At 55.0% G+C, this 16,053-nt stretch carries 14 protein-coding genes and 1 pseudogene; 6 read left to right on the forward strand and 9 right to left on the reverse strand.

Annotation, left to right across the window (positions count from 1 at the left end; all coding sequences use genetic code 11):
• Positions 1-10 precede the first annotated feature (10 nt).
• The 9 genes from traN to IQ22_RS21265 all read right to left on the reverse strand — a co-directional run bounded on the left by traN (position 11) and on the right by IQ22_RS21265 (position 9,813).
• Entirely contained in the window at positions 11-2,695 is a 2,685-nt protein-coding gene (traN, locus tag IQ22_RS21225; RefSeq protein WP_145145755.1) for a conjugal transfer mating pair stabilization protein TraN, read from the reverse strand.
• A 14-nt stretch (positions 2,696-2,709) separates the two neighbouring features.
• A complete protein-coding gene (locus tag IQ22_RS21230) occupies positions 2,710-3,732 on the reverse strand; it encodes a TraU family protein (protein WP_145145757.1) in 1,023 nt (340 codons plus the stop codon).
• A complete protein-coding gene (locus tag IQ22_RS21235; protein ID WP_145145759.1) occupies positions 3,729-5,087 on the reverse strand; it encodes a TrbC family F-type conjugative pilus assembly protein in 1,359 nt (452 codons plus the stop codon). Before IQ22_RS21235 ends, IQ22_RS21230 begins: the two co-directional genes overlap by 4 nt.
• Entirely contained in the window at positions 5,062-5,589 is a 528-nt protein-coding gene (locus tag IQ22_RS21240; protein WP_145145761.1) for a S26 family signal peptidase, read from the reverse strand. Before IQ22_RS21240 ends, IQ22_RS21235 begins: the two co-directional genes overlap by 26 nt.
• A complete protein-coding gene (locus IQ22_RS21245; protein ID WP_145145763.1) occupies positions 5,576-5,761 on the reverse strand; it encodes a hypothetical protein in 186 nt (61 codons plus the stop codon). Before IQ22_RS21245 ends, IQ22_RS21240 begins: the two co-directional genes overlap by 14 nt.
• A complete protein-coding gene (locus tag IQ22_RS21250) occupies positions 5,758-6,294 on the reverse strand; it encodes a hypothetical protein (protein ID WP_145145765.1) in 537 nt (178 codons plus the stop codon). The genes IQ22_RS21245 and IQ22_RS21250 overlap by 4 nt, the downstream gene beginning before the upstream one ends.
• Positions 6,291-8,945 (reverse strand): type IV secretion system protein TraC, encoded by a 2,655-nt coding sequence (traC, locus tag IQ22_RS21255; protein ID WP_145145767.1) that lies wholly within the window; start codon positions 8,943-8,945, stop codon positions 6,291-6,293. Before traC ends, IQ22_RS21250 begins: the two co-directional genes overlap by 4 nt.
• Positions 8,945-9,358: a thioredoxin fold domain-containing protein gene (locus IQ22_RS21260; protein ID WP_158635472.1), complete on the reverse strand. Its 414-nt coding sequence runs from the start codon at positions 9,356-9,358 to the stop codon at positions 8,945-8,947. The genes traC and IQ22_RS21260 overlap by 1 nt, the downstream gene beginning before the upstream one ends.
• A 185-nt stretch (positions 9,359-9,543) precedes the next feature.
• A complete protein-coding gene (locus tag IQ22_RS21265; protein ID WP_145145771.1) occupies positions 9,544-9,813 on the reverse strand; it encodes a hypothetical protein in 270 nt (89 codons plus the stop codon).
• A gap of 753 nt (positions 9,814-10,566) precedes the next feature.
• Between IQ22_RS21265 and IQ22_RS21270 the strand changes: the two genes are divergently transcribed.
• The 6 genes and pseudogenes from IQ22_RS21270 to IQ22_RS21295 all read left to right on the forward strand — a co-directional run.
• Complete coding sequence (locus IQ22_RS21270) at positions 10,567-11,553, forward strand: competence protein CoiA family protein (protein ID WP_145145773.1); 987 nt, start codon at positions 10,567-10,569, stop codon at positions 11,551-11,553.
• Positions 11,550-13,589 (forward strand): ATP-dependent helicase, encoded by a 2,040-nt coding sequence (locus IQ22_RS21275; protein ID WP_145145775.1) that lies wholly within the window; start codon positions 11,550-11,552, stop codon positions 13,587-13,589. Before IQ22_RS21270 ends, IQ22_RS21275 begins: the two co-directional genes overlap by 4 nt.
• A gap of 474 nt (positions 13,590-14,063) precedes the next feature.
• Positions 14,064-14,378: an XRE family transcriptional regulator gene (locus tag IQ22_RS21280; RefSeq protein WP_167654199.1), complete on the forward strand. Its 315-nt coding sequence runs from the start codon at positions 14,064-14,066 to the stop codon at positions 14,376-14,378.
• Between the two features lie 245 nt (positions 14,379-14,623).
• Positions 14,624-15,730 carry a hypothetical protein gene (locus tag IQ22_RS21285; protein WP_244309351.1) on the forward strand — a complete coding sequence of 369 codons (1,107 nt, stop codon included), beginning with the start codon at positions 14,624-14,626 and terminating at the stop codon, positions 15,728-15,730.
• Positions 15,727-15,915, forward strand: a complete 189-nt coding sequence (locus IQ22_RS21290) for a hypothetical protein (protein WP_145145779.1) — start codon at positions 15,727-15,729, stop codon at positions 15,913-15,915. Before IQ22_RS21285 ends, IQ22_RS21290 begins: the two co-directional genes overlap by 4 nt.
• A gap of 12 nt (positions 15,916-15,927) precedes the next feature.
• Positions 15,928-16,011 (forward strand): annotated as a pseudogene (locus tag IQ22_RS21295) (transposase domain-containing protein); the annotation flags it as partial.
• Positions 16,012-16,053: the final 42 nt, after the last annotated feature.

Genomic DNA, 16,053 nt, shown 5'->3' on the forward strand with positions numbered 1-16,053 from the left:
CTGTTTAATTCTACAGCCCTCCGGGTGCAGCCATCGCATCCGTTGCTCGTTTGGCCGCCCCCTGCAGATCTACTTCATTCGTTGCGCGAACGGTACGGTCTACGCTGTTTTCACGAAGCTGATCAGTATTCAGGAGACTGCCCTGCCCTGTCAGTGTTTCCAGTGTGACGTTTTCAGTGGTCGGGTAGAGGTTGTGCAGGTTCAGGAGGTCCACCCACTCGGTAAGGTCAATGGTGTCCCAGTTGAGCTGGCCAATCTCGTCAATCGTAAGCCCACCACACTCCGGCTCCTCAGCGTCACCCCAGTCCTTACCCAGTTGAGGCCTAGCCTGCTCCTGAATGATTCGGGACAGGGGTGAGTTGAAGCAGCAATAGGACTCACGCTTCTCAACGCAGACGCCTGCAACCTTGGTTTTGCAGTAGTCGCCTACCTTATGGCAGTTGCCCAGTTCACGCTGAGCATTGAGTTCAAATTCCTCCTGCTCACACTCCCAGATCATCTCAATGATAACCATGGCAACAACATAGTAGGTGTACATGGTCATTAGGAAACCAAGCGCGCTAGCAGCGCCATTAACAGCAGTTTCGGCTTGGCGCTCTATGACTTTATCAGCGGCCTCGCTTGCGGCAGCTCCGGCAGCTCCAGTTGAGCCTTGCTCGACAGCAGTTCCCATCGCTTTTTTGAATAATGTGCTCAGCTGCTTCTTCAACTCATCCTTTACTACAGTTACAGCTTTGTCCTTAAGCCCTACTATCCCGTCAAAGAATGAAGTAAACGGTTTGGTGATGGGCTGGAAGGTGTTAACCACGGGGTTACGCAAGGTGGCGTAGCTGCTCTGGATGGTTCCTAGTGCGCTCCCACTATCAATGCTCATGATTGCCGAGTCGATTTTGGGTACCGCCAAGACCAATGTCAGATAATCGCCTACCGAGACGTTGGTTGGCTGCTCGCAGCAGTCCACCGAGCCACCGATAGCTTTCTTGCACTCTCCCGGTTCGGCCTTGAAGATCTCGCATTCAACGTTTGTCGTGGCATCGGCCTCGGCGCAGGCCAGGTCCTCGCCCATGAACTGCGCCGCCTGAAGAAGCGAAGCTGCCTTGTCGAAGTCCTGACTCACCTCACGCGTGATTCCAATACACTCCGCGCCCATGCAGCTCACCGAGCGCTGGCAGGCCTCGGGATTATCCACGCACCCAGGAAACGCTTCAGCCAGATCTACCTTAAGCTTGCAGGCGATGTTGGACGAGGCGGCGCCGCAGTCATAGGTCTCGGTAAAGCGAATGCACTCGCCGGTCTCGGTGGCCTCGCTGCACACCGATTTCACCAGTCCGCACTGGGGATTGTCTGCCAGAGGGGTACAGGTGTCCTCGTAGCCGTCAATGGATTTACTGGCATCGATTGTGGCGGTCATGCTACGGCACATGGGCGAGATACCCGAAAGCCCGGTACTGGGGAAATCACTCTCGCATACCCTGACGCCGTTCTCGGTCATGCATCCCGCCCCATCCAGCGTGGGCATCTCGGTGCAACTGTAGGAGACGTCGCTGTAGTACTTGGTTGCCTCCTTGGTACGCGCCAGGCAGTCCGCCGGATCCCAGCCGTTGTCCTTTACCGCCCTGGATGAGTCGTAGTTGATGCGGATACGCCCATAGCCTTCCCCTTCGCCGGTAACCGAGACGCGGATCTTGAAGCGCACAATGGCGCCCGCCTTGACGTTCCTGAACAGGCTGGTGACATCGACCAGAGGATTGGCGGTCCAGCTCTTGTTCAGCTCACAGGCACCAGCGGTTTCGGGCGGGAAGTTATTGTTGGGCCCCTGCCAGATAAGTTGTTCATTACCGGCGGGGCCTACCCAGACCTGCATGTAGTCATCCCATTTGGCATATTCCAGCTGGGCGCTGATTACCGCCTCGGGATTGGTTACGGTGACTTCGGTGTACTGCTCCTTGATCGAACAGTTGCCGGACCAGTAGTTGTCACCGACCTCGCCTATCCACAGCTGCATGCAGCCTGCGCCACAGGAGTTGAGGTTGGCGGGTCCTGCATGGTGCTCGATCACGCCCACGGTATAGTCATGGTCCGCCTCGCACTGCCCGTTGGGCATGTTGGGCCGGGTGCACTGCTGGAGCTTGTTGGTGCTGGCGGTAGGGTCGGTGCCCTCATCACAGTCTGGAAACAAGCCGTCATCACTGTCGGTGGCCGTATACAGCTGGTTGGTCTGCGTCATCATGGGATCATTGGTCAGATCCATCTTGCCCACTGCGCGGGCACCCTGCACCACCTCAAAGGCCTGCCCCTGCAGGGACAGCTCACCGCTGTCCTGCTCGGACCTGAGCGTGCTCAGGGCTTCCGTACCAGCCGAGTTCATGGCATCGCCGTCGTTGTAGAGCTGCTGAAGGTCGGTAGGGTCCGCGGCATGCGGAAAGTACTTGTTTACCTCATCGCCAGTACCACCCGGAAACAGCTCATTGACGGTAAGGGAGGTGTTGGCGCCCGGTAGCGTGAGAGTCCCATCCTCGCTGTAGGTAGCCAGGTCAGAAGGGTTAGGCGTGATCTCTTTGCCAAATTCCTGTGCTGCTTTGCCAACCGCTGCCATGTCCGCCGCCTGCGCATACTTCTGGTCAATTGGCATCCACAGCATCAGCCCGGTCATGGCCAGCGCCGTCGTTCGATAGAGGAGCCCTGTTCTGTTCATTGTCTACCGCTCCCCTATTGAGTCATGCAGCAGTCTTTCCAGCGCCAGATCGTGTAGATCGGGTCCTGTCCTTCGGCTGGAATGGTTCTGGCCTGCCCCCAGATCAGCGTGGACTCGCCAATCTTGTGGCCCTTCTTGGTTTCGGGCAGTGGATGAAGGATGGAAAGCTTGTACTGGCTCTTGGGAAGCGTTGGTGTGATCTCACCGCCACACATGGCCGCGTCGCCCATGGTCCCGTAGGCAAGCCCGCGACGGTGCAGCGCCGCCAGTACACGCGCGCTCAGGAGGGAGCTACCCTTGATCACGCCGCGATTGCCCGGCACGCTGCCGACCAGCGGGTACAAGGTGCCCCAGCTGCCCGCGCACCAGAACATGCTTTCAATGGGGTTGCCGGTAGCAGACGCCACGGCATCAGCGCTACAGGCGGCTGCGGCAATCGGGTTGGCAACGGCGGCCGCTTCAGGGTTGGCGAAAAAGGCCAGCTCAGCGTTGTTCCAGGTCGGGTCCAGCTCGGACATATACATGACGTCCAGGTCCATGTAGCCGTCGTTCTGGCACCAGCCCGAGGTGAAGAGATCCAGAATCACCAGCAGCGGAAAGGCGTAGTAGTGGTAGTGCATGAACATGCCGTCCTGCTTGCCGCCACTGCCATACCCATGCGTGCCCTGAAAGGTGCGATCAAAGGGAAAGCGCACGCCGTTAAGCACCGAAGAGCAGCCCGGTACGCGCTGGAATTCCACCAGACGCGCCGGCTCCCACATGCCCGAACTGATACCGGGGCGCGGGACGTTGTTGGTATCCCAGCACATGCAGGCCGACTTGGTGCTGGCACCATCCGGTACACCGCTGGTTTCGCCCGAGATAGAGACGCCCGCTACCCGCAGGGGAAACAGGCAGTCCCAGCAGATATCGGTAATCAGCTTGGGACCAATCACATCACCGCTGTAGCAGCCCACCGCAGCATTGGTTGAGGAAGAAAGCCCTATACAAAGCCAGAATGCGAGCATGGATAAAAGATGAGAGATATGCCTGTTCATAGCGCGCTCCCGTCTTTGGCCGTCAGCTCCTTTACCACAAACACCTTGCCGTCACTGGTCACGATGCTGGGGGTATGCTCGATCTCGAAGCGCTCGATGATTTCCTTGGTCACCAGGTACACCGGGGCTTCGAAACGGTTGGAGAGGTTGGTATAGCCCTCCCAGCCCTGCGCCTTGTCCATCTGGGTGGCCAGATAGGTCAGCTGCCGGATGTTTGGCTGTTTGGCCAGCTCCGGCAGAACACGGTCAAGGATCTTCATCTGGCCCGGTACTGACGGATCAAAGATTACCAGCGCCTGCGTAAAGGGCACCTGATCCAGTGGGTTGAGTACCGTACCGGCTTTCATCAGGACCTTGCCGTCTGCGCCAGTCAGATCCTGCAGCACGGTCACGCTGGGATCGATGGTGCGGGTACGAGAGTGTGAGGCAGGCGGAATGTAGTTGAACTGCTGCTTTTGCCAGAACCGTCCGACGGCAGCCTGTTTTTTGGCTTCCCAGTCCACCGAGGCCACCCGCTCCTGCATCATCTGGATCAGGTCCTGCTCGGCAATTTCCATTACCGGACCCCGGCGGCCCTGGTCGCCCTTCTTACCCTCGGCGACCTGCTTTTCCAGCCACTCGGGTGAACTCAAGCCTTCTACCCGCGCCAGCTCATGCCTGTCGGTGAATTGAGTGTCGTTGCCCTGATCCATCGTAACCAGCGTTGGCACTTCAGCTACCTTGAAGTCCCGGTACAGGGTGGGATCGATCACGAGGTTGGGCAGCGGGTCGTATTCAGCAAGGAGATGCTGGTAGTGCTTCATCCCCTCGTCCAGCTTCATGCCTTCCGGAACACCTCGAAATACCAGCACCACGTCCTGGCGCTCGGAGGCCATCGTGAATATTTCCTTGAGCGCCGCCTTGCCCAGGGAGAGCGAGACAAACAGAAGCGTTTGGTGATGGGCATAGGTCTCGTTCTTGCGCGCTTCCATTTTGGCCGCCCGTAGCGTGGGATTGGTTTCCTCCATTGAGCGCACCAGCTCGGTGGCCTCTCCCATGGCCTTGTCCATGCTGGAATTGGCCATGGACTTGAGATCAATGGCTGCGCCGGCACCCTGCTTGATGGCCTCTCCCTGCTCCACAATGGCCTGATCCTCAGCAGTCAGCGCCGTACTGCCCAGATGAGTACTGCCCACCACCGCGCTCTTGTCGGTGTCCTGTCGGGGTGTCAGGAAGGTACGCAGATCCCGGCCCTGCTCGATTTCCGGTGGCATGTTTGCAAGATCAGGAAGGTCAGCGCCAGAGGCGGCCTGCGCCGCCCCCAGCACCAGTGAAAGAGCCAGTGCGGCCCTAGAAAAGGGGATACGAGCGTCCAATGATCTGCTCCTTGGTCACGGTTCCCCAGTAGCGGGAGTCAAAGGAAAGCGGGGCATCCCCCATGAACCAGTAGGCGTTGGGACCCAGCGTGCCCTTGCCTACGAACGATGAGCGTGAACGCCCGAGCTTGTCGGCATGCACCAGGCCCACGGCCACGATTTCGCCGTTGACCTTGACCTGCTCCTTGAGGTTGATCTCGACCTGATCCTTGGGCACGCCACGCAGGTACTTCACCAGCCGGTGCTCGGGGGTATAGATGCCGGGGATGGCCTTGGGGTGAAAGGCGTAGAGCTTGCCTTTTTCCATGCCCTTGTCGCCGCGATCGATCAGGTAAAAGCTGTAGCCCTTGATGCTGATGACCTGCTGAGGATCGTAGGCAAAGGTAAAGCGGGAAAAGAACATGGCCCCGCTGCCCACGATCAGCGCCGTGGTCAGGGCCATCTTGACCGTGAAGCGGCCCCAGGACTCCTTTTTGTTGACGATACGATCAAACCTTCTCATGACGGTCCCCTCCCGATAAGTCAGCGGGGAACTGCCCAAGGACCGCACGATCCCGTACATCCTGTACAGGGCTGTTATCTGCCTTATCCCTTAGCTTTAAGGTGATACGGCAGTTGGCCAGAATGATCTGGGCAAGCTGTTCACGCATGGCAGCGTTGTTTCGGTAACTCATGGCTGAGTCCTCGCAGGGGCTGACAGGGGATTAAGAGCGGGAACGCCAGCTGACGAACCACTGGCGGATGGGCCAGACGCCGTCAGCTGCTCAACAGGCAGATACAGATCATCAGGGGCATTCAGCACAGCACGGGCATCCAGCACCGTGACGCCCTGCGCCTTGAGTTCAAGCACGCGCCGATTGGTGTTGGCCATGATCTGCGCCACCTGCTCGGCAGATGCCCCTTCCCGGCTATAGCGCTGCGCCAGCGCCACAAAATCCACAACGACAAAGGACTGCTGAGTTGTCTCAAGGGCCACGACGCGCTTGAAGAGAATGCCGCAGATAATGAACAGGCCAATCACTGCCACCAGCATGAGCATCTGCAAGGTCGTCATCGAGCTTTGCTCAAGGGGAACATGGCTTGAGGGTTTGGCCGATGAGCCTGTACCTTCCGGCTCTGTAGAAGGTGATTTATCTGCTACTGGTTGCTCTCTGTGAGAAGGCTGGACAGGGCTATCCGCAATCGGGGGTGCTATTGACTGACTCATGGAGTGACCTCCTCTTCAGCGGTGGCGGTGGTTGGCGTGGATACAGGCTTTGCCGCAGAGGCTTCGGCGGTAGCCTCCGGCTCCTCGGGGAGCGTAAGTGGCACCAGTCGGGGTCCCGTCTGAGGCGCGCTGTCCCTGGGACGATTACTGCGCAGCAGGCGGGTATGGGAATCCGCAAGCTCGATGGCTTCCTCATCCACCTTGCTGGCAAGTTCGCCCCGATCGCGCATGACGGCATAGATGGCGTCGGTAACGCTCAGCCCCATTGCCCGGTAGCGGTCGATCTGGCCAACGTCATTGGGATCGGTGGAGTACAGGAGTTTCTGGAACGGCCCCACGATCAACCGACCTACGCCTACGCCTGTCTTGCTGCGTATAAAGATCTCCGAATACACGCCGGCTACGGTGTGTACGGTCTTGAGCAAACTGAATCCACCCTCGGAAAGGGTCAGCCTGCCAGAGCGTCTGACCGATTCCACCGTCTCGCTGGTCTGCCCCAGCAGGAACATAAAGGCACTGTTCTCGGCAATGGAACGGCCTACCGGATTCTCATAGAGGTCATTGATGGACTGCGTGGCGATCAGCACCGAGCCCTGGTACTTACGGAACTTGCGGTAGGCATGCTCCATGAACACCGAGGTATCGCCTTCCTTGAGCAGGTCCCAGGCTTCATCGATAAAAACGATTTTCTTGACGTTGCGATCGCCGTGGTACACCGCCTGCTGGATCTGGTAGATCAGCTGGAGCAGTACGATCTGGCGCAGGTGCTTGCGGCCCTGCAGCTCATCCAGCTCAAGAACCGTGAACTGGTTAGTGAACTGCATGTTGTTCCTGCCGTGAAAGTACTTGCCGTAGCTGCCGTCTTTGGTAAACACATACAGCTGGCTGCCCACATCCTTCACGCGCTGGTCAGGATGGGCAAGGCAGGCCTCTGCAATGTCGTCCACCAGCATCGCATTGCCCTTATGCCTCCAGATGTTTGCCATCAGCCGGCGCGTCTCAGCAATCTGGAACTCCTCAAGGTTGCCCTTGGGCGAAGCCATGGCCATGACCTGCGAGACCAGCGCATCCTCATCTTCCTCGTAGTCCACTACGATATCGAAGGGGTTCAGGCATATCGTCGAGGATTCGCCAAACTGGACGTAGGAGCCCTCCAGCGTGTCGCAAAGCTTCTCGTAGGACCTACCCGCATCGATCACCCAGACGTGCGCACCTTCGCTCATGTAGGCAGTGAGGAATTCGTTGGCAAAAAACGACTTGCCCGAACCGGACTCAGCCGCAATCACACCGTTCTTGTTGGTCTCCGAGTCATGCAGCGACAGCGACATGAATTGGCCGTTACGCGAGACAAGCCCGACATGGGGTGTTCCGGTACCCTTCCACTCACCAAAGAGCGGCAAGAGGACCGTGGCATGCTCGGAGGTCAGGGTCTTGTAGCGGTTCAGCTCCACCACAGCCTTGTGGTCGGCGCCAAAGGGCAGCGAATTGATGAGCATGGGCATCTGGATAAACTTGTCCTGCATCATCGTGAACTTGCTTTCTGCCCAGATATCCTGAAAGGCGGTCGCCGCCGCTTCCACGCGCTTGAGGGTTGGCGCAAAAATCATGACCGAGTAGTTCATGCGCAAGGGGCGATTACCCGCCGACATGGATTTTTCCAGCGTGTCGAAACTCTCCTTTTTCTCTCCCAGTACTGGCACGATCTTGAGCAGCGGCCCAAAGGCCTGATTCACCGTCAGGGTGCGCTTGCGATCCAGGTTCTTCTTTTGCTTTTGCGCGTTGGGGTAGTACACATTGCAGCAGATGGCGTAGTTTTCCTTGATCGACTGTCCCTGCCCGCTCAGGTCCCCGACATAGCCGATGGCGTCACCAAAAAACATGGTCTTGGGCAGGCGCTTGGCCGACAGGATCTTGGCGTAGGTGTCGCCCATGCGCAGATGGGTCTTTTTCACCTCAACGTCAGTGTCGTAGTCAAAGATCTGCTCATTGATGGGCGAGGTCTCATCCCATGTCTCCTCACCCAGGCGCCAGCTGGAGCGCTCGCCCCAGTTAAGCAGGGTGGTCATGGTGCGTTTGAGCAGGTCGGCGTCAAGCTTGCGCGGCGCAAAGCCGATATTGTTGAGGGAGGACTCCAGCTTTTCCGCTGCCGTAAACAGCTCCTCCAGTTCTTTCTTGCCGGGCAGGCGATCCTTGATCGGGATCTTGAGGGTAATCACCAGCTTCTGGTCATGAATAACGCCGTTGTTGAAGTAGCCCTTGCGGCCACGGGAGATCATGGGCTCACGGGTGTGGTGATTAAGAAAGCTGACGCGGTTCTTGACGATCTCGCTCAGGAGCGGGTGATGGAAGTTTTCCCGCAGCTGCTCCATTGACCCCAGTGACGCCTCGATCTCCGGCGACAGGAACAGCAGAAACGAGATAATCGTGTCGTTGGGAAAGGCCTGATTGAGCATGTTGTTGATGCGATCCTGCAGACCCTGGTCCGCCCCCGGCAGCGGACGGCACATAAAGCCAACCCCAATGGTGCCGTCGTTGTTGAAGAAGTACTCCTTTTCCTCGTCATAGGCGATCACCGGTGAGAGCTGGGAGGCCCTGACCTCGCGCGGAATAATGCCCTCGGCGTACTCTTCTCTTACGCTGATAAACTCCATTACTGATCCCCCTTGCCACTAAGCCATGCTTCGAAGTTTTTTGGGCGCCCACGCGAAACCCGGCCGTCATCGCTGATGAGGTACGGAATACCGTCCACACCAAGCAGGTTGGCGGTTACCAGGGACTTGGCGTATTTCTCTTCGGGGCACTTGTTGAGCGTTTCGAGCTGCTCGATGGTGCCGTTCAGAAGCGCATCGAGTTGCTGGCGCTCATCCCTTGCGCAGGCCAGACGCTTGATCAGGCGGTTGGACTCATCGCCCAGCGCGGGGACCGGCACAAACACAAAGGTAAATTCGTTGGTGTACTGGTTGGCTTCATTGGCCAGTGCATGGCAGTAGGAGCACTGTGGATCGGTAAAGAACACCACTTCCTTTGCGCCATGGCCCATGCGTATGGAAAGCAGGTCATCCACCTTGACGCCCATCTTCGAGAGCAGGATGCGCGAGGAGGATTCCTGCGCCTGAGCAATGGTGTCGATGTGGCTCTGCAGCCAGGTGTCGTAGACCTCACCCCTGAAGACATACCGCCCGTTGCCGCTGATAATTCGGGGAGGACTACCGCGAAGGGTGAATCTGTCCTCTATGGGCGATTGCCAGATCAGCGATCCGAGTCGTAAGTGGCAGTCCCCTCACCTACCTCTATCCACTGCTCCTCGGGCATACCGGGTTTGCAGATCGACAGGCTGACCGACTGGCCATCGGCAGGCTCGGCCGGAAGGATTGCTGCATGTCGCCAAGGCGTGTAATCCGGCGGACGGATGTAGGAGCTTGCGCTTCGGTGAAACTCCCAGAGGCCATGCTTGCCGGCATTGCCAACAGCCTTCTCCAGCGTATAAGTCACACCACCTTGCAATCGGATGACGAGCATTGGCGCGTTCCTGAAAAGGGAGAGTGTACCGAGTTAGGGTGTGTTCAGGGGGATTGATCAGCGTCTTGAGTTATGACGGGCGCTATAGCAAAAGGCTTACACACCAACAGGAAAAGCAGCTCTTTCTCCAGCAGCGGCAGATCACTAATCTATGCGCATTGGATAGAGCGCAGGACGCGCTCAGTCAGGTCAAGGACGATGACCATGCCAGGATGGCAGCTCGATACGGATATTGAGCATGGTCAGCAAAAACCCGCTTCGGCGGGTTTTTTGTTTCTTAAATAAAAGCCAAGCTGCAGGCTCTGCCAACTACTGTACTGGCTGATAGCTAACTTATTCAAATGACCAAGATGCTTCGCATAATGCGTATTGTGTTAAATGACCGCTATCGGCCGATTCTGTTGAAAAAGTTAGTCATGGTTTGAGCAGCAGAAAAGTGCGCGTCCGAGATTGAAATCTGCACTTTCGGCAGAGGCTTCCAGACGCAGATTTCACGTAGCAGCGTGTAAAAAAGGCGTTTTCACCGTTCAATGATCAGGCCGTTTCGGATGACCGATTTTTCAACAGAATCGGCCAATAGCTGCCTGTCGGATGTATCTAGAAAATGCGGGGGATTAACATCACTGGGTTGTAGAGCAGGCGAATAGCATTTTCACTAGACCGCTGTACACTCGGCAGCCTCAAGAAGCACTACTTACCACTTGCCTGCCGTAAGGTCTGTCGTTAGCCGGATTTTTTGGGAGGCACGCAGTCATGACAACTCAATCTAGCTCAATACAGTACGCTTACGCCCTAAATGGCCAAGGCACACTCACGCACATTAGCGATGCCCTGCGCTCACACACTTACACCTGCCCAGGTTGCAAAAGCCCCCTCACACCGGTGCTAGGCGAAATCAACGCTAAGCACTTTCGTCACTCGGAAGAATGCTGCGCCCTCGAAACCTACCTTCACAAGTGCGGCAAAGAAGCATTCTTCTATCGCTACCAACAAGCTCTCAGCCGTGCGGTGCCAATTAGCTTAGAGTTAGAGCGAAGGGTTTCCTGCAATGGAGCTCGTTTAGCCTTAGTCAGAGACAAAACAAGTCAGTGCCTAGAATCAGTGCCCGCACGCTACAACATGACTAAATTTTTCGATCTGGCAGAGCTGGAAAAACGCGATAAGACTACCGGGCTGCAACCAGACGTGATGTTGCGTGATACAGCAGGCAAAAGGCGCTGTTATATAGAGATCTGTGTTACGCACCCCTGTTCTCAAGAGAAGATTGATACCGGCATCCCCATACTTGAGTTTAAGGTTCAATCTGCTGCTGACATCCAGATGTTGCTTAGCGGGTCATATTCAACCAAGGATAAGCGCCTAAACGCATTCAACTGGCGTCCGCCATCACAAGTAGTGGATAGCTGTAGCGGTCCCTGCTCAGTTGGTAACGTAGGGATGTCTGTCTGGAGCCTGAGTGATTCCGGCCGACTAAACGAGCAAATAATGCCTCTCGCTGAAGTTGACTTATTAACCAGCTCATACGTTAACACATGGCCTAGGTCGCTCGAGGGGGCTGAGCTGGCGGAGAACCTACGAACTTTTATCCGTCATGCCGATCCTCATGCGCTATTTCCTAACTGCATTACGTGCCAACAAGCTAGCCGATGGGAGGACGGCTATCTGCAATGTCGCAGTAAAGCAAAACAGGTTCCTTATACTGAAGCGCGTCAGTGCGCCAGTTACAAGGTTGATGCATGACCAAAAGGCTAACTTGGGAGCAAAAAAGTATTGTCAGCCATGACATCGGACATGCGCTGGTTAAAGCCGTACCTGGTAGCGGGAAAACAACCACCCTCGTAAAGCGCGTTGAACGGCTGGTCAAGTCGGGGACTGACCCTCGATCCATTCTGATCCTTATGTACAACAAGTCTGCGCAGCTAAGCTTCACCGAGAAGTTGAAGACGGCACTAAAGTCGACTGTCATTCCAGAAGTTCGTACATTCCACGGTTTGGCTTTGAAGATCGTTGGTTACGGAGAGCGTCAACAGATAATCAGGAAGAAAGACCTCCTTACTCCGGGCGACTACCGCTATGAGCAACTGGTTAAGCAGGCTTACCGCCATGGTTTTGGCCATGAGGCGAGTTACATTTCCCCCAATGAAATTGAAAACTTCGAGCTGTTTATCGCTCGCTGTCGGGCGGCGGTTGTAACGCCAGTTGATGCAGCTACAGATCCTACTTTCAGCAACATAAAACGGGAGTTTATTCGCGCCTATAGCCGCTATTGCGAGTTACTAGAGGAAAACAGTCTGCGAACCCTTGATGACTGTTTGATTGAGGCTGTCTCAGTGTTGCGTAATGACACCAGCTCTGGAGCCCACTTCAAACACATCATTGTGGATGAATATCAGGATGTTAACCTGATACAGCATGACATGACTCGCTTGCTATCTAAATCAGATACGTCAGTTATGGCTGTTGGTGATATCAACCAGTGTATATACGAGTGGCGCGGTGCTCGACCAGACTTCATCGGTGGTCTGTTCGAGAAGCATTACCAAAATACAAAAGTGTTTCAGCTTTCATGCACGTTCCGATTTGGGCATGAGCTTTCCTTGATGGCCAACTCGGTAATTCGGCGAAACTCTACGAAGCTGACTAGTCTCTGTGTCAGTCATCCGAGCGCCCCAAAAACAGAGGTGAGATTGCACTTTGATAACTGCTTATCCGAAGTGCTATCAAACCTTTCGGTAAATCGTGGCACACAAGCCATCCTGTCTCGGACCAAGGCGAATCTTGCCGAGGCCGAACTAGCTTTACGCCTGTGCGGACTCCCTTATCGCTATCTCAATGGTTCACCTTCATTACACACCCGTACTGAAATCGGTATGTTGGTGGTAGGCGTATTGTTGTGCGTTTACGGCAATTTGCAACAGCTCGAGAACTACCCCAACAAACAGGATATGGTCTACGGCTTCTTAAAAGAGGCTGGTTTCAATTGGCAGCAGGGGCAACTCAAAACTGCACTTAATTTTTTGATGGCTCCCTATGCCGATCTATGGTCTGTTCTGGGGAAACTATTCGAAGGCTCATCCTACCAAAAGGATCGACTGGAAAGGCTCGCCACAATCTGCCAGAAAGATGGAGAGAAAACGCCTGCTTTTGATGTATTGAGGCGTCTGAGTATGGCAGGTTTCACAGATTGTATCGGTTCAGGGGGAGTAAAACGCATTGATTCAAACGATCTAAAACGGGGAGTTGTGAGAATTGAAGCGCTACTAGAATCGAGCAAAATCGACTCCCGCACGTTTTTAAATCTTATCCTGAATCCAGTAGAAACTTCGGCTGACCGCGAACCCTTCATCCTTTCAACATTGCATGGTTCCAAAGGTCTAGAGTGGGATAACGTGGTGCTGATCGGTCTGAATGAGAAAGAGTTTCCTGGCGGCAAGTCCGATGATGTTTATAACGTGCACACATCGATGCATAACCCTCCGACCGAGGAAGAAATTGAGGAAGAGCGTCGGTTGTTTTATGTCGGAATCACTCGCACAAAACAGCAGCTTCATATGGTTGCCCCTCTTGATGAAGGGCTAACTTTGTGGCTTAACAAGCGTTGGGATAGCTCCCCGACGAAGTCACCTATAGCTACTCGGTTCGTCTATGAGGCTGGATGTACTGCTTGTGCGGTTACCAGTGATGCGATCTATAACAACGCAGCAGAAAAGCAGACGCCAGAATTCAGCAAATTTCACCAATGTTATCTAAGAGATCTTAAGCGGCTAAAAGCCTAAGCCCCAGAAACCGTTTGTATTCTGGACTGCCCCCGGTGCGACAGACATTCCCAGCCTATATTTCTGGCCGATCCTCACCCTTCGCGAACGGCAGCTATGGGTCGATTCTGTTGAAAAAGTCGGTTTTCCAGAACGACCCATATCGTAATCTGTAAAAATGCCATTTTTGCGTGCTGCTACGTGTCAACAGAATCGGCCGATAGCGGTCACTCAAGCTACAAGGGTAAATACAAATAATTACTAGGCCGCTGTAACGCCAAGGGCGCTCGTCTTTACGAGAGGATACAGATATTGATTGATCGAGCAGAGACGGCGGAGGCCGGAATGAAGCAGCGCTGCGTTGAAATTTCTGAGTTACAGCTAATAGTGAACAGAGGACGCTGATTGGCGCCTTGGAACACCGTTTGTCGACACTTGAATCTATCGAAGGTGCCTCGCATACAACACAGGCGCGCATGTTACGGTATAAGCATCATGTCTGGTAAGAAGTCGTTTTCATCTTTACGTGACAGGATGTCCCCTGAGTCGAAAGCACGCAGTGCTGAAAAGGCTGCTGCGTTACGCGCAGAGATGGACCTGTCCGAAATCCGCCGTGCTCGTAAGCTCTCTCAAGAGCAGCTTGCTGAAATACTACATGTGAGCCAGGGAAGCGTCGCTAAACTCGAAAAGCGAACGGATATGTATATCAGCTCCATGCGCCGCTTTATTGAGGCAATGGGGGGCGAGTTGGAAGTAACGACCAAATTTGCAGATCACACTGTACGGATTAGCCAGTTTTCTGATCTGTAGAGGAACCTAAAAGCTTAGTTCACATAACCAGAGGCACCAGATTGGTTGAAACTATTCTGCCGGTACGCTCAGGCCAACCGTAAGGCGCGCGAGTACCATAGGCATAAGCCGTGGTGTCCTTCTGCGTCCAACAGAGGTGCCTCCCTAGCGGGAGCTATACAGTTGATGGTGACTACGGACATTGAAGCGCTGCGATGCCCTGCTTTGGGTTGCAGGGCGTAGTGTTCAGAGAAGGAGGGAGCGCAGTGAGGAGTATCAATGAGGTGTTCCAGCGCTGGAAGGTGACACTGGAGCGGCGTTACGGGGATGGTTTTCCAGCGGAGTTCGTAGACACAGCTCATGAAAACCTGCTGGCTGCCTACGCGAGCTTCCATGCCAGTGGGTGTGCGGACTCTAAATTCCTTAGAGAGTTGTGTTCTTCCGACGTCAACAAGTCTGCTCAACGCTTAGGCGAGATACTCTTGTTTGAGCGCCTGAAGCATGCAGGATATGACCCCAAGCCTTCGCATAATGGCTGGGGGCCAGACTTCCTCGTCCAACAGGATGGAAAGAAAATCTGTCTTGAGCTAATCACCCCGTCGACGGGTGATGACTTAAAAATCAATAGGTTATTTTCATCTCATAAACCGTTGGAACCTTGCCCACACGCCGCAATTGAACTGCGGCAACGGACGCTGCTGAGAATGACTGCTGCGATCGCGGAAAAACTCGGCAAATACGAAGGGTACTTGAGTGATGGAGTTGTCAGCTCCCAGGATGTGCTTGTTATCGTAGTGAACGATGCGCTCCTTTGTCCTGACACATTCTTTTACGGAGTGAGTCACAACGCGGATTCTGGGGTAGGTGGCCAGTCGCTTGCTGAGCATGCTGTTTATGGTTTCGGGCACTCTGTTTGGGAACCGGACAACGAGGGTACCAACTACATTCTGAGAAGTACTTTCAGGGAATTCGTGGATAACCGGCCGGAACCTAAACGGGACGGTAGTGCTCGTGGGCCAGTACCTGTGAGCCTATTTAAAACCCCCGATCAGCAAGAGGCCGCCGAAATCGCTCAGCGCGCATCGGTAATTTCTGCGGTGCTGCAAGTGACACTGAGGGAGGACTACGGCGTACTGATGCTTTTACGCGAGAAGGCAGAGACTGAGGAACGACTCATTGAAGGTCAACTGCGTCCAGGCGTCCTTGCTGTCAATCCGCGAGCAGTAAATCCTTTATACGTGCCCCTTCAGCATGGGCTGATGAAAATGGTCGATGCTCCACCTCTTTCATTAAAGGAGGCATGGGACCTGAAAAATCGTGAGTTGAAAATGATTTTAGGTGAAGGCTACAAAGAACAGCCTTTCCCCCATTGAGCCACAATCATACTCGCCGGGACGTCGGCATCGGCATCGGCATCGGCATCGGCATCGGCATCGGCATCGGCATCGGCATCGGCATCGGCATCGGCATCGGCATCGGCATCGGCGCTGAGTCTATGAAGCCTCTATGTCCTTTCAAGCGGGTAGGCCCGTCAGATAGCGCGGGAATCGCAACTTAAGCCATTTTGCATAATGGGTATGATCCGTATGCCTATCTCAAGGATGTGCTGACGCTGCTACCGACGCAGCGGGCCAGGGAGATTGAGCGATTGTAGCCGCATCAATGGGTGCCGGCCTGACTTACGTAAGGTGAGTTG

It is taken from the genome of Pseudomonas duriflava (genome assembly GCF_007830155.1).
GTDB classification, from domain to species: domain Bacteria; phylum Pseudomonadota; class Gammaproteobacteria; order Pseudomonadales; family Pseudomonadaceae; genus Chryseomonas; species Chryseomonas duriflava.

What these genes read in the sequence shown, in the direction of transcription:
- traC (WP_145145767.1), bottom strand. Translation starts at nt 8,945, where the DNA reads ATGGAGTTTATCAGCGTAAGAGAAGAGTACGCCGAGGGCATTATTCCG.
- traN (WP_145145755.1), bottom strand. Translation starts at nt 2,695, where the DNA reads ATGAACAGAACAGGGCTCCTCTATCGAACGACGGCGCTGGCCATGACC.
- IQ22_RS21280 (WP_167654199.1), top strand. Translation starts at nt 14,064, where the DNA reads ATGTCTGGTAAGAAGTCGTTTTCATCTTTACGTGACAGGATGTCCCCT.
- IQ22_RS21230 (WP_145145757.1), bottom strand. Translation starts at nt 3,732, where the DNA reads ATGAACAGGCATATCTCTCATCTTTTATCCATGCTCGCATTCTGGCTT.
- IQ22_RS21275 (WP_145145775.1), top strand. Translation starts at nt 11,550, where the DNA reads ATGACCAAAAGGCTAACTTGGGAGCAAAAAAGTATTGTCAGCCATGAC.
- IQ22_RS21270 (WP_145145773.1), top strand. Translation starts at nt 10,567, where the DNA reads ATGACAACTCAATCTAGCTCAATACAGTACGCTTACGCCCTAAATGGC.
- IQ22_RS21250 (WP_145145765.1), bottom strand. Translation starts at nt 6,294, where the DNA reads ATGAGTCAGTCAATAGCACCCCCGATTGCGGATAGCCCTGTCCAGCCT.
- IQ22_RS21245 (WP_145145763.1), bottom strand. Translation starts at nt 5,761, where the DNA reads ATGAGTTACCGAAACAACGCTGCCATGCGTGAACAGCTTGCCCAGATC.
- IQ22_RS21240 (WP_145145761.1), bottom strand. Translation starts at nt 5,589, where the DNA reads ATGAGAAGGTTTGATCGTATCGTCAACAAAAAGGAGTCCTGGGGCCGC.
- IQ22_RS21265 (WP_145145771.1), bottom strand. Translation starts at nt 9,813, where the DNA reads ATGCTCGTCATCCGATTGCAAGGTGGTGTGACTTATACGCTGGAGAAG.